The organism is Donghicola sp., assembly GCF_025210255.1.
Classification (GTDB): Bacteria; Pseudomonadota; Alphaproteobacteria; order Rhodobacterales; family Rhodobacteraceae; genus Donghicola; species Donghicola eburneus.
Genome location: NZ_JAOARZ010000033.1, coordinates 1 through 17,879, shown reverse-complemented (window position 1 = coordinate 17,879; position 17,879 = coordinate 1). Strand labels below are relative to the sequence as shown.

19 protein-coding genes are annotated in these 17,879 nt (G+C 58.2%); 4 read left to right on the top strand and 15 right to left on the bottom strand.

What is annotated here, in order from left to right:
* Positions 1-19: 19 nt before the first annotated feature.
* From N4A58_RS15395 to N4A58_RS15330, 14 genes are all read right to left on the bottom strand, one after another.
* Entirely contained in the window at positions 20-2,428 is a 2,409-nt protein-coding gene (locus N4A58_RS15395) for a ligase-associated DNA damage response DEXH box helicase (RefSeq protein ID WP_293711106.1), read from the bottom strand.
* A 63-nt stretch (positions 2,429-2,491) separates the two neighbouring features.
* Positions 2,492-3,808: an ATPase gene (locus N4A58_RS15390; protein WP_293711105.1), complete on the bottom strand. Its 1,317-nt coding sequence runs from the start codon at positions 3,806-3,808 to the stop codon at positions 2,492-2,494.
* Positions 3,809-3,818: 10 nt separating this feature from the next.
* A complete protein-coding gene (locus tag N4A58_RS15385; RefSeq protein ID WP_293711103.1) occupies positions 3,819-4,313 on the bottom strand; it encodes a prepilin peptidase in 495 nt (164 codons plus the stop codon).
* Between the two features lie 12 nt (positions 4,314-4,325).
* On the bottom strand, positions 4,326-5,180 hold the full coding sequence (locus tag N4A58_RS15380) for a hypothetical protein (RefSeq protein ID WP_293711101.1): 855 nt from the start codon (positions 5,178-5,180) through the stop codon (positions 4,326-4,328).
* 27 nt (positions 5,181-5,207) lie between these two features.
* Positions 5,208-5,762 (bottom strand): tetratricopeptide repeat protein, encoded by a 555-nt coding sequence (locus tag N4A58_RS15375; protein ID WP_293711099.1) that lies wholly within the window; start codon positions 5,760-5,762, stop codon positions 5,208-5,210.
* A gap of 57 nt (positions 5,763-5,819) precedes the next feature.
* Positions 5,820-6,776 (bottom strand): type II secretion system F family protein, encoded by a 957-nt coding sequence (locus N4A58_RS15370; RefSeq protein WP_293711097.1) that lies wholly within the window; start codon positions 6,774-6,776, stop codon positions 5,820-5,822.
* 7 nt (positions 6,777-6,783) lie between these two features.
* On the bottom strand, positions 6,784-7,752 hold the full coding sequence (locus tag N4A58_RS15365) for a type II secretion system F family protein (protein WP_072705688.1): 969 nt from the start codon (positions 7,750-7,752) through the stop codon (positions 6,784-6,786).
* 3 nt (positions 7,753-7,755) lie between these two features.
* Complete coding sequence (locus tag N4A58_RS15360; RefSeq protein WP_293711095.1) at positions 7,756-9,186, bottom strand: CpaF family protein; 1,431 nt, start codon at positions 9,184-9,186, stop codon at positions 7,756-7,758.
* Between the two features lie 24 nt (positions 9,187-9,210).
* A complete protein-coding gene (locus tag N4A58_RS15355) occupies positions 9,211-10,449 on the bottom strand; it encodes an AAA family ATPase (protein ID WP_092465117.1) in 1,239 nt (412 codons plus the stop codon).
* Positions 10,450-10,604: 155 nt separating this feature from the next.
* Positions 10,605-11,273: an OmpA family protein gene (locus N4A58_RS15350; protein WP_293711090.1), complete on the bottom strand. Its 669-nt coding sequence runs from the start codon at positions 11,271-11,273 to the stop codon at positions 10,605-10,607.
* A 4-nt stretch (positions 11,274-11,277) separates the two neighbouring features.
* A complete protein-coding gene (locus N4A58_RS15345) occupies positions 11,278-12,702 on the bottom strand; it encodes a type II and III secretion system protein family protein (protein WP_293711088.1) in 1,425 nt (474 codons plus the stop codon).
* Positions 12,703-12,885: 183 nt separating this feature from the next.
* The gene (cpaB, locus tag N4A58_RS15340) at positions 12,886-13,749 is read right to left on the bottom strand and encodes a Flp pilus assembly protein CpaB (RefSeq protein ID WP_072705698.1); all 864 of its coding nucleotides are present in this window, start codon (positions 13,747-13,749) and stop codon (positions 12,886-12,888) included.
* 98 nt (positions 13,750-13,847) lie between these two features.
* Positions 13,848-14,045, bottom strand: a complete 198-nt coding sequence (locus tag N4A58_RS15335; RefSeq protein ID WP_072705700.1) for a hypothetical protein — start codon at positions 14,043-14,045, stop codon at positions 13,848-13,850.
* A gap of 114 nt (positions 14,046-14,159) precedes the next feature.
* Complete coding sequence (locus N4A58_RS15330; RefSeq protein ID WP_072705702.1) at positions 14,160-14,348, bottom strand: hypothetical protein; 189 nt, start codon at positions 14,346-14,348, stop codon at positions 14,160-14,162.
* A gap of 317 nt (positions 14,349-14,665) precedes the next feature.
* Between N4A58_RS15330 and N4A58_RS15325 the strand changes: the two genes are divergently transcribed.
* The 4 genes from N4A58_RS15325 to N4A58_RS15310 all read left to right on the top strand — a co-directional run bounded on the left by N4A58_RS15325 (position 14,666) and on the right by N4A58_RS15310 (position 17,377).
* Positions 14,666-15,544 carry a lytic transglycosylase domain-containing protein gene (locus N4A58_RS15325; RefSeq protein WP_293711086.1) on the top strand — a complete coding sequence of 293 codons (879 nt, stop codon included), beginning with the start codon at positions 14,666-14,668 and terminating at the stop codon, positions 15,542-15,544.
* 139 nt (positions 15,545-15,683) lie between these two features.
* Positions 15,684-16,055, top strand: a complete 372-nt coding sequence (locus tag N4A58_RS15320) for a hypothetical protein (RefSeq protein ID WP_293711084.1) — start codon at positions 15,684-15,686, stop codon at positions 16,053-16,055.
* A 291-nt stretch (positions 16,056-16,346) separates the two neighbouring features.
* Positions 16,347-16,715 carry a hypothetical protein gene (locus tag N4A58_RS15315; protein ID WP_072705706.1) on the top strand — a complete coding sequence of 123 codons (369 nt, stop codon included), beginning with the start codon at positions 16,347-16,349 and terminating at the stop codon, positions 16,713-16,715.
* Between the two features lie 290 nt (positions 16,716-17,005).
* Entirely contained in the window at positions 17,006-17,377 is a 372-nt protein-coding gene (locus tag N4A58_RS15310) for a hypothetical protein (protein WP_293711082.1), read from the top strand.
* A 72-nt stretch (positions 17,378-17,449) separates the two neighbouring features.
* Here N4A58_RS15310 and N4A58_RS15305 read toward each other — a convergent pair.
* On the bottom strand, positions 17,450-17,879 hold a 430-nt coding region (locus N4A58_RS15305), incomplete at its 5' end, for a CoA-transferase (protein ID WP_293711080.1).

Here is a 17,879-nt window from a genome sequence, read left to right as displayed (position 1 = left end):
TTGCTTGTGCGCAAGAGGGTCAGAGCGCGTCCAGCCCGACCTCGGCCATCAGTTCTAGGGCCGCGTCGGCCAGCAAACGATCTTGGCCCGCACCTTCGACGGGCGTGCGCCCATGTTCTAGGAACAGCGGCGCAGACAAGGGCGTCACCCGATCCAGCGTGATGTGGTCGATGTTTCCGTGCACGCGGGTGATCATCTCTTCGATCCGCGAGAAATCGACGAGGCCGCGTTCGGCCTCTTCACGGGTGATCCGCAGCATCAGGTTATCGGGATCATAACGATGCAAGGTGTCGTAGAGAATGTCGCTGCTGAAGGTCGCCTGCCGTCCTGATTTGCGCTGGCCTGCGTGGTTGCGGTCGATCAGACCGGCGATGATCGCGCTGGCTTTGAACGTGCGCTTCATTACAGCGTTCCCTGCCAGCCAACTGTCCAATCCGTCCCGCAGCGCATCCATGTCGAACAAGGGCGCGGGGTCGCACACAGGCTCCAGCCCCCAGATCAGTGTGGCGTAGTCGGTGGCGACGAAGCCCAATGGCGCGAGTTTCAATTCGTCCATTCGTTTGGTCATCAACAGCCCAAGGGTCTGCTGCGCATTTCGCCCCGCAAATCCGTAGACGCAGGTGTAGTGACGCGCGTCCCGAGGGAAGCTCTCGATCAGCAGGCGACCGGGTTCGGGTAGGCGGCTGACCTCTCGTTGCAGGTGCAGCCATTGGGCGGTATGCGCGGGCAGGGCGGGCCAATTGTCCTGTTGGAACATCCGCAAAATGCGTTGGCTCAGCTGGGTCGATGTCGCGAATTTTGTGCCGTTGAAGGTCGCGATCTTGGGCTCTTTGTCCGCGCGGCGGGTGACCTCGACGGTCATCTCACGCAAGCCTTCGTAGCGGACGATCTGCCCGCCGATCAGGAAGGTGTCGCCGGGGGTCAGCTGCGCGGCAAAGCCTTCTTCGATCTCGCCCAAGGGGGCGCCACCGCGGCCTTTGAACCGGACCTTGAGCGTATCAGGGTCCATAATCGTGCCGATATTCATACGGATCTGGCGGGTGGCGCGGGGGTCGCGCAACTGCCACATGCCGTCAGGCCGCTGCATCAGGCGCTGCCATTTGTCATAGGCCCGCAGGGCATAGCCTCCGGTCGCCACAAAATCGAGGCAATCGTCGAATTCCGCGCGCGTCAGGTCGGCATAGGGGCCCACCGTGCGGATTTCGTGCAGTAGGCCCTTTGCGTCGAACGGACCGGCGCAGGCGCGGATCAGGATGTGCTGGCACAGGACATCCTTGGGGCCCCGCTGGCGGGTTTCGCCGTCCAGATCGTGGTCCTTGACCGCTTCCAAGGCGGCGTGGCACTCGACCACCTCGAAGCGGTTCGCAGGCACCAGCAGCGCCTTGGATGGGGCGTTGTATCGGTGGTTGGCGCGGCCGATCCGCTGGACCAATCGTTTGACGTTCTTGGGCGCGCCGACCTGAATGACCAAGTCCACGTCGCCCCAGTCGATCCCAAGATCGAGGCTGCCGGTACATACGATCGCCCGCAGTTGTCCGTCCACCATCGCCTGTTCGACCCGCTCTCGCTGCTCTCGGGACAGGCTGCCGTGGTGGATGCCGATGGGCAGGCTGTCCTCGTTCGCGAGCCACAGGTGGTGAAAGAAAATCTCGGCCTGCGCGCGGGTGTTGTGAAAGATCAGCGTGGTCTTGTGCTGCTTGACCTGCTCGAGCACGGCGGGGATCGCATAGCGCCCGCCGCCGCCGGACCAAGGGGGTGCTTCGGTGGTTTCCAGCATCCGGATGTCGGGATCGGGGCCGGGGTCAGCCAGAACGACCTCGCAAGGATCGGGATGCTTGGCCAGCATCCGCGCGATGGCAGCGGGGTCGTCCACGGTTGCGGACAGGCCCACGCGGCGCATGTCGGGGCACAGGGTTTGCAGGCGAGAGACAGCGAGCATCAACTGATCGCCGCGTTTGGATTCCTCTAGCGCGTGGATTTCGTCGATGATCACCCGCTTGAGCCCCGCGAACATGCGCGGCGCATCCTCGTAGCTGGTCAGCAGTGCAAGGCTTTCGGGCGTGGTCAGTAGAATATGCGGCGGGTCGGCGCGCTGGCGGCGCTTGCGCGTGGCCGATGTGTCGCCGGTGCGATCCTCGACGCGGATGGGCAGGGCCATCTCGGCAATCGGTCGTTCCAGATTGCGGCGGATGTCACTGGCCAGCGCCTTGAGCGGTGAAATATAGAGGGTGTGCAGCCCCTCGTGCGGGCCCTCGGCCAGATCGGCGAGGGTGGGCAGGAAGCCAGCCAGAGTTTTGCCCCCACCAGTCGGCGCAATCAGCAGCAGGGACGGTGCGTCGGACCGATCCAGCATGTCCTGCTGGTGCGGGTGGATAGACCAACCGCGCGTGTCGAACCAGTTTTTCAGGGTGGGGGGCAGTGCTCTCATACCGTGATCATATGGGGCGCTGCTGGGATGGGAAAAGGCCCGACACGCGGGCCAGATCCAGAATTATCGAACGATGACCTCGTCCTTGACGAACATGTTGGCCCAAGCGCGATCAATCAGCTCTGGCGTCATCTGATAGGGGATGCCCTCGAACTCACAAATCGCGATCATCTGGTCGATCAGGAACACCGGCTGGTAGTTCGCGTAGATGTTGTCGATCGTCGGGTATTTTTTCTTCAGGAGGTGCAGCAGGGATTTTTCATCCAGCGGCATCTTCTTTTTCCGCGCAATCAGGGCAAAGATTTTCAGGAAGTCCGCCTGATCCGGCCCGTCGATCTTGATCTTGAAAAAGATCCGGCGCAGGGCCGCTTTGTCGAAGATGTCGTTCGGGTGGAAGTTGGTCGAGAAGATGACCAGCGTGTCGAACGGCACCTCGAATTTCTCGCCTGATTGCAGGGCGAGGATATCCTTGCCCTCTTCCAAGGGAACGATCCAGCGGTTGATCAGCGCCTGCGGCGGGTCGGCCTGACGGCCAAGGTCGTCCACGATGAAAACGCCGCCGGTGGATTTCAGCTGCAAGGGCGCCTGATAGGTCCGCGCGTTCGGGTTGTAGACCAGATCAAGCATGTCCAAGGTCAGTTCGCCGCCCGTAATCACGGTCGGGCGTTCGCAGCGCACGTAGCGGGTGTCAAACCGGCCAGTGGTGCGGCGCAGAGAGGTGGGATCCTCCTCTTCTTCGGCCACGGCGGTATGCACGATGGGGTCGTAGACGGTGATCACCTGACCGGAGTATTCGATGGCGCGGGGCACATAGATATTGTCCCCCAACGCATCCCGAATCCCGTTTGAGATCGAGGATTTTCCGTTCCCCGGCGGGCCGTACATCAGGATGGAACGACCGGATGTCACCGCAGGCCCAAGCTGGTCGATCAGGTTCGGCGGCAGGATCAGGTGGCCCATCGCCGACATCAGCTGCTGGCGGGTGATCTTCATATTGCGGACGGACTGACGCTTGACCTGTTGGGCATAGACGTCCATCGGCACGGGCATCGCGCCGTAATACTCCGACTGGGACAGCGCATCCTGTGCACGGGCCTTGCCCGCGTCGGTCAGCTGATAGCCCATTTCGCTGCTGCTCGTCGCGCTCAGGGTCCCCGTGGCTTCGAGCATTTTCTGGCCGCGGGCCACATCCACCAGTTCCTGTGCGACGGGGATCGGCAGGCAAAGGGCGCGGGACAGGTCGCTGACCATATCAAGGTTCATGCGGAACATGGTTTTGAGCAGGATGTCCCGCATCATCACCATGCTCAGCTGCATGTCTTCTAGACGGCGCGGGGCCGGAGGGGCCTCGACCCCACCTTGTCCAAGTTCATGACTCATGATCTGCCCCTCAGGCGATGCCGAGGGCGCGGAGGCCCAGATAGGTCAGCAGGGTTAGGCCCAGCGGTACGCCCATGGGGAATTCGCGCGGACGTTCCCAGCTTTCCCAGCCTGCGGTTGCGGTGCGCAGCGGTGTGGCGCGTGCAATGCGGTGTAGGACAAAGGTTGCGATGATCATCGGGGCCATGATCGCGCCAAGCAGGATCGCGTCGCCTACGGGGACAAATGGCGCGGCTGCCGCCAGAAACTTGGCGTCGCCTGCGCCCATGACGCCGCCGGCGTTCATCAGCATACCGGCCACCAGCATCACGGCCGCATGGCTGAACCGCCACCCGTAGTCTTCGATCGGCAGAACAAAGGGGCCGGTTATGGCATAAAGAACCAAGGTCGCCAGAACGACCTTGTTAGGGATTTTCATCGTTGCCAGATCGCTCCAGATCACAAAGAGGCAGACGGGCAAAAGGGGTACAAGAAAAACAAGCGCCTGAGTGCTATCAAGAGGCATTACCGGATCCTACTAGCCATTCGTTCCTTCAAGAGCACGGAGGCTGCGGGTTGCTTCCTCGAAGTGCTGGGGGTGGGTTTCTATCGCTTCTTTCAGCAGGGCTTGACCGGTTTTGACGTCGCCTTGCTTGATCGCGGTTAGGGCCAGTGTGTGCAGCAGCTTTGCGCGCTCGGTCTGGTCCATGGGAATGACGGGCAAGGTGTAGTTGCCCTGTGCGCCGCGGGCCAGAACGAGGTTGTTCTTGGCAGTAAAGACGCTGTTGTCCTGTCGGATTGAGTCGGTGAGCAGACGTTCGGCACCGGCAAAATCACCGCGTGTCAGCTTCGAATAGCCCCAGTTGTTCAGAACGCCCGCGGGGCTCAGCGTCAGGCCAAGGGCGGTCTCGTAAAAGGCGTCGGCCTTCTTCCAGTCCTTGGCGGCATCGGCCACAATCGCCTCGAGCCGATAGCGTTTGAAGGTCTCGTAGGTCGGGGGGATCGAGTTCAAGGTCTCGCGCGCAGCGTCAAATTCGTTCGCGCGGATTTGCGCGTCGGCCAGACCAACTTTGTCGTCATTGGTCGCGCCTTCCATCGCGGCAACCTTGCGCCATTCGATGACGGCCTCGTGCGGGCGTTTGGCGCGGACAAGTGATGCAGCGAGGCCACGCTGCAGGTCGATCCGGTCGGGATTTTCAAGGCTGGAGCGCCGGAAATAGTTCACGGCCTCGCCTGGATCGGCGACAGTCAGCATCACGTCGCTCAGGTTGGTTTCGTCGATGACGTTCACTTCCTGAAGTTTGCGATCGACGCTGCTCTGATCGTTTGCGCCACAGGCGGAGAGGGCCAAAGTCCCGCCAATACAAAGAGATACAATAAACCAATGGCGCATTTTCTGCGTCCTTTTACTGCTGCTGCCTCATTCTGGTGTCGTTTTGAGAAGGTACTCTCCGGTCCCTTGCCGCACCAATTTGTAAGTGTTTTCTACGTCATCATACTGCGCATCCTCGAATTTAGCGAGTGCTTTGCGCAGGTTATCGCGGATTTCGTCGCTCTGGCCGTTGGACAGGGCATAGGCCTGACGAAAGACCTGCACCGCCTCGGAGGTCCGGTCCGCTTCCATCAGAACGACACCCAGATTGTTCCAAGTCCCGTAGTTGTCATTGTCTTCGGCCACAGATTTGCGCAGTTGGGTTTCCGCTTGGCCCAATCGGCCCAATCGCAGGTTCGCAGCGCCCAAGGCTCCGAGCACCTCGGGCGTCATGCCGCGGTTCCCAGCGGCGCGGGTGTACGCCTGTAGGGCCAGTTCGAATTCGCCCGCATCCATCAGGCGATCCCCGACCAGAAGCTGGTCCACGGGTTCTGCTGAGTAATCCGTCGCAGGCGCATAAGGGTTGTCGGGCAGGTCGGCTGGGGCGCTGTCACACGCAGCCAATGACGCAATCACCAAAATGCCAAACGCCCATCGAGCCATTTTCAACCAATCTCCCAAGGCCACTCAAAGTGATCGGACCTCCCGTTAGGTCGAGTGCTATTTCATTTTCTCGAACATCTCAACGATACCGTAGATGGATGGACCGATGAGGATCAGGATGAGAGGGGGAACGGTCAGACCCATCGTGGCGAGTGTCATTTTCGTGGGCAGAGTGTTTGCCTTTTCCTCGGCGCGCATCACGCGTTTGTCGCGCATTTCCTCGGCATAGACGCGCAGGGCGTCAGTGATCGGCGTGCCAAAGGTGGCGGACTGGATCAGGACCGTTACAAAGCTAGAGATGTCGGGAACGCCAGCGCGCTCTGACAGATCGCGCAGAACGACAGCCTTGTCTTTACCAGCCTTCATTTCGTGGGCGACGATCTCGAACTCTTCGGAGAGGGCAGGGTAGCCGTCGCGGCTTTCGCGGGCGACGCGGATGATCGATTGGTCCATGGACTGACCTGCCTCGACACACACCAGCATCATATCGAGCGCGTCGGGAAACCCTTCGAGGATCGACTTTTGCCGTTCTTCTTGGCGCTTGTTTACCCAGTAGCGCGGCGCCATGTAGCCGACGACCGCAGGCAATAGCGCGTACATGACCATTTCCTTGGGTTGCAACGTTTCCTGCGCGCTGGCCATAAAGGCATAGAGGAGTCCAAGCCCTAGCGCCCCAAGTCCTAGAACCATCTGAGCAAAGAAGTACCAGCGAACGGCGTTGCGCGACCGATAGCCAGCTTGGATGAGCTTGAGCCGGATCGAAGAGAATTCTTCTTCATCCTGCGGTTCGAGAAAGTGCGAGAATTTCTCGAGCTTGTCGGTACCGCTATCCGCGCGAAGGCGGTTTTCGCGGCCAGTGGTAGACGTTGCGGCGCTGGCGGCCTGCAGCTTCTTTAGCGGATCGGCAGGCTGCAGCAGGAACATTCCGGCAGCGACCGCGATCAGGGCCAGCCCAAGACCGCCTGCGATGATGACAAAGCCAAACGGGCCTAGGATATCTGTGAGCATGGACATAGCGACCTCATACCTTGATGTTCACGAGGGCCCGCATGACGATCATATTCGCCACGAGAAAGCCGCCAACGACCAGACAGGCGGGGACCCAGTATTCGGTGGTCGACACCTCGTCGTAGTAGCCGGGGTTGATCATGTTCATCAGCGCCAAGCCCGCGATGGGGAAGCCGGACAGGAACATGCCGGACCATTTCGCCTCGGCGGTGATGGCCTTGACGCGGCGAAACAGCTTGAAGCGGGCGCGGATCACCTTGGCCAGACCAGCCAGAATTTCCGCAAGGTTGCCGCCCGATTGCTGCTGGATTGACACCGCAACTGCCATAAAGCGAAGGTCCTGATTTTCTAGACGCGACGCCATTTCCCGTAGGGATTCGCTAACGTCACGACCATAGGCAGCCTCGTCTGCGATCACACCGATCTCGGTGGCTAAGGGATCGTCTACCTCTTTGGCGACGATGTTGATGGCAGAGCTAAAAGGGTGCCCGACGCGCAAGGAGCGGACCATGAGTTCAACCGCATCGGGCAGTTGCTCTTCTATCATTGCCATGCGCTTAGTGGCCTTGCGGTTGATCCAGAAGTACACGCCGCCGACGCCCATGCCGACAGCGATCGCGGCACGGATAGGGGTATCCGCCTCTGTCGTGGCGGTGAGAACCACAAAGGCGACAGCGCTGAGGCCGATCATCATCAGGATTAACTGGCGCGGCGTGAACGCAATTGCCGCCTTCTGCGCTTTGCTGGCCAGCAATGAGTAGATCGGAATCGACTGTGCCTTCATGTGCTGCTGCATTTCCTTGCGCAGCTGTTCCAGCACCTGTTCGCGATCTTTGCCCTTGTCCAGCATTTCCAGACGGCGGTTCACGCGGTTGTTCAGGCTGATCGATTTGCCAAAGACGGTCAGGTAGACGCCTTCGATCAGGACCAGAACGCCGACAAAAATCAGGACATAGATAATCAGTTCGGGATCGAGTGACATATCTTACCCTCTTACTGGTTCATAGATCGACGGTGGCAGATCGTAGCCCCATAGGCGGAACCGCTCTGAGTAGTAGCTGCGCACGCCGGTGCCAGTGAAATGGCCCATGATTTTGTTGTCGGGGCCGATGCCCGTCCGCTGGAACCGGAAGATTTCCTGCATAGAGATAACCTCGCCTTCCATGCCGGTGATCTCGGTGATGGACACCATACGGCGCGAGCCGTCCTGCAAGCGGCTGGCTTGCACGATCAGGTTCACCGCAGATGCGATCTGGCTGCGCACCGCCTTTAGCGGCATCTCGATCCCGGCCATAGCGACCATGTTCTCCAGACGGCTGATACCGTCGCGGGCATTGTTCGCGTGAATGGTGGTCATAGATCCGTCGTGACCGGTGTTCATTGCCTGCAGCATGTCGATGACCTCTTCGCCGCGTGTCTCGCCGACGATGATGCGGTCAGGACGCATACGAAGCGCGTTCCGCAAACAGTCCCGCTGTGTGACGGCGCCTTTGCCCTCGACGTTCGGGGGGCGGCTTTCCATGCGGCCCACGTGGGTCTGCTGCAGCTGGAGTTCGGCCGTATCCTCGATCGTCAGGATGCGTTCGCTGTTGTCGATAAACGAAGACAGCGCGTTCAGGGTGGTCGTCTTACCGGAACCTGTACCGCCAGAGACAATCACGTTTAGACGCGTGGCCACGGCGGCCTGCAGATAGGCGGCCATTTCTTCGTTAAAGGCGCCGAAGTTGATCAGGTCGTCGATCCCCAGCTTGTCCTTTTTGAATTTACGGATCGACACCAGCGATCCGTCCACGGCCACTGGGGGCACCATGGCGTTGAAACGCGAGCCGTCCTGCAAACGGGCGTCCACATAGGGTGTGGATTCGTCGACGCGGCGGCCCACGGCGGAAACGATCTTGTCGATGATCCGCAGCAGGTGCTTTTCATCCTTGAAGGTGATGTCCGACAGTTCCAGCTTGCCGCTGCGCTCGATAAAGATGCGCTTGGGGCCGTTCACCAGAATATCGCTGACCGTCTCATCTTTGAGCAGCGCCTCGAGCGGGCCAAGGCCCGTCACTTCGTCATAAAGCTCGGTCACGAGGGTTGTGCGCTCTTCGCGGTTCAGGACGACGCCCATTGCGGACAAGGTTTCGGTCGTGATGTCCGAAATCTCTGCCCGCAGATCTTTTTCCGAGGCATGTTCCAGCGCGGCCAGATTCAAGTGATCCAGCAACTCGCGGTGCATCTGCAGTTTCAGTTCGGCCAGTCTGTCCTTGCGCTTCTGCTCTTTGTCAGACGCGGCAGGGCGCGCTGATGTGGTTGGCAGTGGTTTGCGCAGTGGCGCGGCACGCTTGGGTTCGGGGGTGGGCTGCGGTGCGGCGTCAACAACCCCGCGACCGGCCGCGACGGCGGTCGATTTCTTGTAACGCGAAAACATGGTGTCTATCCCGGTCTAGAGGCGTCAGGCCGCCTCGGATGTGGTTTGGTTCAGCTGGTGCAGTTGGGTGGCCAGCTTGACGATTTCTTTGCGCAAGGGGTTCTTGGCTGCGCTTTCGGCTAGCGGCTGTCCGTGATCACAGGCTTGCATCACGGGCTTGCCACCATCTGGCAGGTGCACCTCGATTGAAATTCCCAGACTCTCTGCCAGACGTTTGATCCGAGAGCGGCCCGTCAGGTCGGTGAATTTTGGCGCGCGGTTCAGAATAAAGCGCATCTTTTCAAAAGGCAGATCCTCTGCTTGCAATACGCGCTTGAGCCGCAGGGTGTTCTGGGCGGACCGCATCTCGAGTTCGAGCATCGCAAAGTAAACATGGGCAGTGTTCAGTACGACGTCCGTCCATTGGGTAATCACCGAAGGCATGTCGATCACAACATAATCGAAGTTCTGGCGTGCCGTTTCGATCAGATGGGTGACATCATCCTGTGTCAGGTAATCCATCGGCAGGATGTCCGGCGGAGCGGTCAGGACGTTCAACTTTTCTTCGAACTGAACGAGGCTGGCACAGAAGGCGTCATCATCCATTGCTTCGACATCGGACAAGAGTTCGTGCACGGCATCGCGGCGGGGCAGGTCGAGATAGGTCGCGACGCTGCCGAACTGATGGTTCATGTCCAGAAGTGCGACACGTGGTTGATGGTCGCCCTTCATGTTCGCAAGCTCCCATGCCAGATTGACTGCCATGGTGGTTGAGCCTGTGCCGCCTGCCATGCCCTGGACGGCCAGAACGACGCCATCGGTGCTAATCTTGGCAGGAGCCACTTTCCCAACACGCTGCGGCGCTGCGGGTTCAGGCGCCGGCGTGCGCAGACGCGCGACCGCGGAGGCCAGCTCGCCTTCGGGCAGGGGGTAGGGCAGGAATTCTTCGGCGCCGAGGCGCAAGAGTTGGTGCAGGTGGTTGGCCGAAACATTCTCGGTGACAAGGATCACCTTGATGCCCGCTTGCCGCGCGCTGCTGATAATCGTTTCGATCTGGGGCAGGACCTCTTCGTCGCTGTCGTCCATCGCGATGGCGACGAACTCCATCCCCGAGGCTTCGGGTTGAGATAGGAACGCAGCGGCCTCGTCGAGCGACAGGTCACCCCACGCCTCGCCCATCACGGTTTCCATATCCTCGATAAGAAGGTCGAAATTCTCGACATCCCGCGAGATCGTGCAGGCCAGAATCTGCGCGTTTTCTGGAGTCGGATCTACGCTGGTCATTCTTTACCTCGTTACTCTCTGACAACGAGGGCGCATTGGCCCCCAAAGATGATCCCCGAGCGATGAGACTCGGGGCTCTTTGAAGAAAGATGACGGCCAATCTGGGCAACAATTGGACCCAAACAGCCCATTTGTGCGGAAATGGTTAACGTGAATTACTTCTCGGTTTCGAAATCGCGGCCTTCGATACCGGTCAGCGTCGTTTGCGAAACGCCACTTGCGATGTAATCGCGGTAGACGATCTGCGCATATTTTCCATCCAAAACAGTGGGGTGGCTGCCAACGAAGCCCAGAACTTCGGTCACGGTGCGGCGGTTGCGGCGCTCGCGGCCTTCGGTCACAATCAGCGGCTGCGTTTCGCCATAAGAAACCATAGCTTCCAATCGGCTGCGGCTAACGCCGAGTCGGATTAAGTAGTTCACCACGGCATTTGCACGGCGCAAACCTAGAGATTTGTTATAAGAATCAGAGCCGACGGCGTCGGTGTGCCCATAAACGCGGAAGCGTACTTCGGGGAACTGCTGAATCCAGCGAGCCTGTTCGCGCAGCGTGTCCTGCGCGCCAGCGTCCAGAACTGCGCTGTTGAACTCAAAGTTCACTGTGGTCAGCACTTCGGCGGCAAACCGGCTTGCCAGTTCGTAAGTGTACTGCTTTTCGCCGGTCATGTAGGCGATGTTGTTTTGGGTCGATTGCCCGAAATGTCCGGTATCAGCGATGGAGCCCGACTCTTCGTAAAAAGCACGGTACACGGGATCCTGGCTGGCGCAGGCCGAAAGAAGAATCACACCAGCCATGGCGGCTGTAGTTTTGTAGCGGCGCTGCATTAACCTATTCCATCACATAACCGTAAGAGCCGCTGAAGTCCTGCTTGGCGACTTCGGCTGCAGCGCCATTCTGGCGTGAAGCGGTGTCACTGGCAACACGTCCGAAGAGAAACAGGTCCTCTTCCGACGGGGGCTTGATGCGGTCGGTGGGCAGTGCGAGCACTTCCCCGCGGGTCGGAGTGACCAGATGGGGCGTGATGATGATGACCAGTTCGGTCTGCTCGCGCATATATTCAGCGCTACGGAACAGGGCGCCAAGCACGGGAATATCCCCTAACCACGGCACCTGACCGTTCAGATCGCGGAAGTCATCCATCAAGAGGCCCGCGATGGCAAAGCTTTCGCCGTCGCGCATTTCCACGGTTGTCGACGCTTCGCGCCGTTGGAAAGCATCAATCTCGAACCCGTTGACCGAAAAGCCGTTAGACGCATCGATTGCGGATACGGCGGCCTCTAGTTCAAGGTTAATGACGTCCTTGTCCACGACGCGGGGAATGAAGTTCAGCTCGATGCCAAAGGGTTTGTACTGAACGCCAATGGTGTCCGTGTCGACGACGGGGACAGGGTATTCGCCGCCTGCAAGGAATTTCGCCTCTTGTCCCGATAGCGCGACAAGGTTCGGTTCCGCCAGAGTGCGAACCATACCCTTGCTTTCCAGCGCTTCGAGCAGGATGCCCACCTCGACCGATCCCGCGCCAAAGCCAAAGAGCAAGGCGCCGTTGTTGTCGTTGGTTGACGGTGTGAGGCCTGCGATTGCGTTCGAGACCGCGCCGCTGTTGTTGTAGCTGCCAGTGCCGCCAAAGACTGAAACGTTGTCGCCGCCGCTGAGGCTGACAGACGAGGACAGCGATTTTGAGACGGTGCGCTGCATTTCGGCAAAACGAACCTTGAGCATGACCTGCTGGACGCCGCCGACGGACATCAGGTTGGACACGCGCTCGGGCGCATAGCGTTCTGCCAGATCTAGAGCACGGTCGAGGCGTGCCGCGCTGCTGACCACGCCGGATAGGACGATGCCGTCGTTCGCGGTACGAACTTCAATATTTTCGCCGGGCAGGATTTGACCGAGGCGCTCTTTGAATTCCGAAATGTCGGCGGCGACGCGGACGTCAACGTTGCTGATCAGTGTCCCGCTGGCATCAAAGAGTGTGAGCGAGGTTAGCCCAGGCGTCTTGCCAAGCACATAGATCGTTCGATCGGACAAAGAGGAGATGTCCGCGATGTTGGGGTTTGCGATGCTCAGCTCAGCAAAAGGGACGTCGCTTTCAACCACGACCGCGCGGTTCATGGGAACTTCGAGTGTTGAGCTCGGGCCATTGCGCAGCACACGCAGCGTATCAGCCTGTGCATGTGTGGGCACAAGGGCTGGCGTTGCGGCAATGATCGACATCGCGACGGTCATCGCGGTTAAAAACTTACTGCTGTACATGTGATCTGCCTCTCTGATCACGCTCGATAGTGTGAGTGTTGTTTTTCTTTTGCCTCTCAGAATGCGACAGAAAGCGGATTTTTTCAATAATTAGATTGGTTACACGCAAAACCTGTGTGTAGGACGCGCAACAGGGGCCATCAAAAGGCCCCCGTGTTTTGTAAGTAATTCTGTCGGCACAGCTTAGTTTGTGCAGGGAATTTCCGTTACGACCACCTCTGCGCCGCGGCGCTGGCGAATGGTGCAAACCTCTTTTTCCTTAGCAACTTCAGCCACTTCTCGCTGCTCGATGCCCAAAAGACGGTTCTGGTCCACTTCGATCGACTGTGCGACAGTCTCGTCCCGCGCACCTAGCAGCGATAGGCTTAGGCCGCCACTCGATTGAGCTTGGGCGAGGGTCGCAACTTGCCGCGGGGTGGCCGCTACGGTCACAGTGCGCGCGATTGTCGCGTCCGAGGAGCTAAAGCTTGTGGCTTGGTCGATGGCGATGATCTGTACGCCGGGTTCGATCATTTTGGTAAAGTCGCCGCTTGCAATGCCAAGCGCGTCGCCCGATCTGACTGCACCGGTCCAATAAACGTCCACCCGGTCTCCTGGGCGCAAGAAGCCCGAGACGCCGCTGGTTACGTCGACTTTGATGGTAAAGGCACGCATCCCCGGTTCCAGCAGTGAGGTTAGCCCCACATCTTCGCCCGGTTCGGTCACTTTGCTGGTCATGATGACCTCGTCCTTTTCCATCTTGCGTATGGCCACGCGCAGAGCGCTGTCGCCTTCGGGGAAAAGAGCGGTTTCTTCTGTGAACGCGGCTTCGGGCAGGGCGCTCTGGGGCCAGTTGACCAAACGCACGTGTTCTTTGGTGATTTTATCGCCGTAGTCGACCTCTTGGGTCAGGACATAAACGGGGGTTGTCGGTACGATCTGCTGAAGTGCTGCATCCCGAGCTGCGATTTCGTTGCGGTACGCTTGAATACGGTCCTTTGCCATGAACACAGCAAAACCGGCCAGCGCGACGCCAACGACGAGGACGAGTCCGAAGACCAAACGCATAGCGTTCCCTTTCTTTGAATGACCAATGAGCCGCCCCGAGGGATGTCGGGACAGTCAAGGCAGATGTTGCTCTGCTTCTTTGGGCGAGCGTGTCTCGCTTAACTTGGGGAGGCGATCGACCCGATGTAGGCCGCGATCCCCTCTGTGAGCACCGTTGTACTGTCGCTCATCAGCATGCCGGTGCCATAAGCAAATCCTGCCAGCATCGTGATGAGTACAACCCACTCGACCGAACTTGCCCCTTCCTCGCGATCCGCGAAGATTTTGACGTAGTTGAATGCAGTGTGCTGTTGCACGTCGCGGTCTTCCTGGGTTTCAGGGGTTTCTCGATAGCGGAGAATGCCTCCGGACGAAAAAAGGCGCTCTCGACTGGCGAGAGCGCCTCGCGCTAGCTAAGCTAGGCTACTAGATTAGCTGGGTGCCGCGATGGTGCCGATGAAGGTACCGGTGCCGGTTGCCAGAGTTTCGGCGTTGCCGATGATGGTGGTGCCGATCAGGGCGCCAAGGCCAACGGTTGCGGCTGCCAGAACAACCCAGTCTACGGTGACAGCGCCCGACTCGTCGTTCAGGAAAGCGGCGAAGAATTTGTTCAGTTTCATGGTGTTCCCTCCAGAGGATACTCGTGTTGAATTTTTTACTACCGCCTCTTCTTGCTGACCGGCCTCAGTGTTGGTCAGTTCGTCGCTGCGGATGAATACATATAGCCCCCTGAATCGGGCGAGAATGCGGCCCGTTTAGTTCTATTTTCGTGTTTTACATCCGAATGGCCCCTTTTTGTGTAAGTAATTATTTCAAATGGATTCTTTCGTGTGTTTTTTTCTGTTTTGTCCTCATCGCGCTTGGGTTCAGTGGGGAATCTGGCGGATTTGACACAAACCTATGATAGTAGACGCAGAAAAGCCGGAGTTCGTGAGCGATGTTCAAAGGGAAATCTGAATTTTCGGTGGATTTGCGGCGTGTCGTGGCGGTTCTGCTGGTAGCTTTTGTAATTTTTAATGCGGATATATCCTTGGCTCAGGACTCAGGCGACTCGTACATAGAAATTACGCGTCCCAAGCCCTTTCCTGAGTTTACCTTCAAGTCAGTTAAACCGCCCAAACCAGGAGAGCGGCCCAAGGTCGACGTCCAGATTCCTATTCAGGCGCAGATCACACCCAAGGAGCCGCGCGCCACGTCAGAAGAATCGCCAGAGGCGCCGGTGTCCTCCTTGTATGAGTGGTATTGGTCGGTGGTTTCGCCCGCGATCGCGGATGCAAGTGCGGGCCGTATTGAGGATGCTTTGGTTGCTTTGCGTGGTCCTGATGGGCAGATCGTGCCAACGCCGCGGCTTGCCGCCATGCAGGCACTGGCGGCGGAGCATGCTGCAACTCTAATGGTCGAAACGATCGGGACCGAGGTGTCGCCTGCTTTGGCCCTCGCTGTAATTTGGGTCGAGTCTCATGGCAAAGCCGATGCGGTAAGTGGGGCAGGCGCCCAAGGCTTAATGCAGTTGATTCCTGCCACAGCAGAGCGGTTTGGTGTCACCGATAGTCTAGACCCAGTTCAGAACATCAGAGGGGGGATCAAATATCTCGACTTCCTCCTCAAGACATTCTCAGGTGATCCGCTGCTGGCATTGGCTGGCTACAATGCGGGTGAAAATGCGGTGCTGCGAGCCCAAGGCATTCCGGCCTATCCAGAGACCCGAGACTACGTCCCCAAGGTGCTTGCCGCATTCTCGATCGCAAAGGGCTTGTGCAAAACTCCGCCGATCTATGTCAGCGACGGTTGTGTTTTCCAAAGAACAGAGCGATAGATGGTGCGTCATCGCGCAGAACTCACGAATAACTCACCTTTATGTGCATTGAACGTGAGCGAGAAAGATCCAATTTTGGTGTCATAAGCGACGCAACATCGCGTCGAGCATGAAGATAGAAACCGAAAGGAACTTTGAAATGAAACGCTTTGTAACCGCTACCGCCGTTGTTCTTGGTCTTGCTGCTCCTGCCTTTGCAAGTGACCAACTCGCAGCTGACCTTGGTGTTCCCGCTGACCAGTACACAACTGCGCAGCTGACCCAGATGCATTTTAACCAAGACAAGTCGATCAGCGACAAAAACACTTACTTTGGTGGCGACAGCACCTCGACCGTGTCGTCGAAATCCTCGCTGAACCCGACCGCCGAAGCGATCTTTACTTCGCTGGAACTGGAACAGAACCCCGCTCTGGAAGTATCGCAACAGGTGAACACCACCACTGTCTACAGCTCGGCTGCCGTGAATGACCGCGCTGCTGCGATCTTCGCAGAGATTGATGCTAACGACTAATTAACATGTCGTGACATGCTCCGTGTGAGAGCAAAGGCCCGTCGGATCCCGGCGGGCTTTTTCTGTTTGCCGCTGTCGTGTTCAGCGCATCCCAACCGACATTTCGCAACCAAACTCCAGAGGTTTCACTGTCATGTGAACGTCACATTTGTATGTGCATAAATGCACTAAGATCACCGACAAATCTCGTTTTCGTGCATTGAAGTTCCCTCTTGGTGGGCGCATATCAAGCCCATGCCGAGGCCAAAAGGTCCGGAAGAAAAACAAACGGATGTTAGAAGGACGTTGAAAATGAAAAAGATTATCGCAACCACCGCTGTCGTACTTGGTCTTGCCGCTCCTGCTTTTGCTGCGGGTCAACTGGCCGCTGATCTGAACGTACCCGCAAACGAGTACACCACCGCACAGCTGGTCCAGCTGCACTTCAACCAAGACAAATCGGTTAGCGAACAGAACACCTACTTCGGTGGTGAGACTGCAGCGACTGTTTCGTCGAAGTCGGCTCTGAACCCCACCGCTGAGGCGATCTTTGTTGGTTACGAGCTGGAGCGTAAGCCTGCTTTGGAAGTCGCACAGGACGTAGACTCGACCACTGTTTACAGCTCTGCCGTTGTTAACGATCGCGCTGCAGCGATCTTTGCCGACATCGACGCAGAGTAATCTGACATTCGTCAGTCGCCCTGTTGGGCCCAAGCCCGCCGGTTTTCCGGCGGGCTTTTTCGTGTGTGACGTGGAACCTCCAAAGTGGTCTGGCCGATCCTTTGCCACAGACTGGGTTCCCTACTTCACTGCGATGTGAGCGTCACAAGTTATGTGCACTTTTGCACCAAAATGACAAATAAATCTCGTTTTCGTGCATTGAAGTTTCTCTGGATGGGGCTCATATCTAACCCATGCCGAGGCCGAAAAGCCCGGAAGCCAAACAAAACGAATTGAAAAGGATGTTGAAAATGAAAACCTTTATTGCAACCACCGCTGTCGTACTTGGTCTTGCTGCTCCTGCTTTTGCTGAGAACCAACTGGCTGCAGACCTGAACGTGTCCGCGAGCGAATACACCACTGCTCAGCTGGCACAGATGCACTTCAATCAGGATAAGTCGGTCAGCGAGCGCAACACCTACTTCGGTGGCGACAGCACCTCGACCGTATCGTCGAAGTCTTCGCTGAACCCCACCGCCGAGGCAATCTTCACCTCGCTGGAGTTGGAACAGAACCCCGCACTGGAAGTCGCGCAGGACGTTGATACGACCACTGTCTACAGCTCGGCAGCCGTAAATGACCGCGCTGCAGCGATCTTTGCCGACATCGACGCGAACGACTAATACTCGATCGCTCTTTAACAAAAAAGGCCCGCAGTATTGCGGGCCTTTTTTTCGTGTGCGGGAACGCCTGTGTTAATCCACAATCGTCGCTTCAGTGGCGGCACGCAGTTCTTCCTCTGTCACGCCGTCTGCGCATTCCACGATCTTCAGGCCACCTTCAACCACGTCCAGAACGCCAAGGTTGGTGATCACGCGATCCACAACGCCCTTGCCCGTCAGAGGCAGGCTGCAGGATTTCAGCAGCTTCGACTCGCCATGCTTGTTGGTGTGGTCCATGACCACGACCACGCGGCCTACGCCAGCTACCAGATCCATCGCGCCGCCCATGCCTTTCACCAGCTTGCCGGGGATCATCCAGTTTGCCAGATCACCGTTTTCAGCCACTTCCATGGCCCCCAGAATCGCTGCTGCGATCTTGCCGCCGCGGATCATGCCAAAGCTGGTGGAGCTGTCGAAATAGCTGGTTTCGGGCAGTTCGGTGATGGTCTGCTTGCCGGCGTTG

Excerpts from the sequence above, each read along its gene's own strand:
- N4A58_RS15320 (WP_293711084.1), top strand. The coding sequence starts at position 15,684 with ATGAAACGCTTTGTAACCGCTACCGCCGTTGTTCTTGGTCTTGCTGCT.
- N4A58_RS15375 (WP_293711099.1), bottom strand. The coding sequence starts at position 5,762 with ATGGCTCGATGGGCGTTTGGCATTTTGGTGATTGCGTCATTGGCTGCG.
- N4A58_RS15385 (WP_293711103.1), bottom strand. The coding sequence starts at position 4,313 with ATGCCTCTTGATAGCACTCAGGCGCTTGTTTTTCTTGTACCCCTTTTG.
- N4A58_RS15370 (WP_293711097.1), bottom strand. The coding sequence starts at position 6,776 with ATGTCCATGCTCACAGATATCCTAGGCCCGTTTGGCTTTGTCATCATC.
- cpaB (WP_072705698.1), bottom strand. The coding sequence starts at position 13,749 with ATGCGTTTGGTCTTCGGACTCGTCCTCGTCGTTGGCGTCGCGCTGGCC.
- N4A58_RS15365 (WP_072705688.1), bottom strand. The coding sequence starts at position 7,752 with ATGTCACTCGATCCCGAACTGATTATCTATGTCCTGATTTTTGTCGGC.
- N4A58_RS15315 (WP_072705706.1), top strand. The coding sequence starts at position 16,347 with ATGAAAAAGATTATCGCAACCACCGCTGTCGTACTTGGTCTTGCCGCT.
- N4A58_RS15395 (WP_293711106.1), bottom strand. The coding sequence starts at position 2,428 with ATGAGAGCACTGCCCCCCACCCTGAAAAACTGGTTCGACACGCGCGGT.
- N4A58_RS15310 (WP_293711082.1), top strand. The coding sequence starts at position 17,006 with ATGAAAACCTTTATTGCAACCACCGCTGTCGTACTTGGTCTTGCTGCT.
- N4A58_RS15350 (WP_293711090.1), bottom strand. The coding sequence starts at position 11,273 with ATGCAGCGCCGCTACAAAACTACAGCCGCCATGGCTGGTGTGATTCTT.
- N4A58_RS15380 (WP_293711101.1), bottom strand. The coding sequence starts at position 5,180 with ATGCGCCATTGGTTTATTGTATCTCTTTGTATTGGCGGGACTTTGGCC.
- N4A58_RS15330 (WP_072705702.1), bottom strand. The coding sequence starts at position 14,348 with ATGAAACTGAACAAATTCTTCGCCGCTTTCCTGAACGACGAGTCGGGC.
- N4A58_RS15390 (WP_293711105.1), bottom strand. The coding sequence starts at position 3,808 with ATGAGTCATGAACTTGGACAAGGTGGGGTCGAGGCCCCTCCGGCCCCG.
- N4A58_RS15360 (WP_293711095.1), bottom strand. The coding sequence starts at position 9,186 with ATGTTTTCGCGTTACAAGAAATCGACCGCCGTCGCGGCCGGTCGCGGG.
- N4A58_RS15355 (WP_092465117.1), bottom strand. The coding sequence starts at position 10,449 with ATGACCAGCGTAGATCCGACTCCAGAAAACGCGCAGATTCTGGCCTGC.
- N4A58_RS15325 (WP_293711086.1), top strand. The coding sequence starts at position 14,666 with ATGTTCAAAGGGAAATCTGAATTTTCGGTGGATTTGCGGCGTGTCGTG.
- N4A58_RS15345 (WP_293711088.1), bottom strand. The coding sequence starts at position 12,702 with ATGTACAGCAGTAAGTTTTTAACCGCGATGACCGTCGCGATGTCGATC.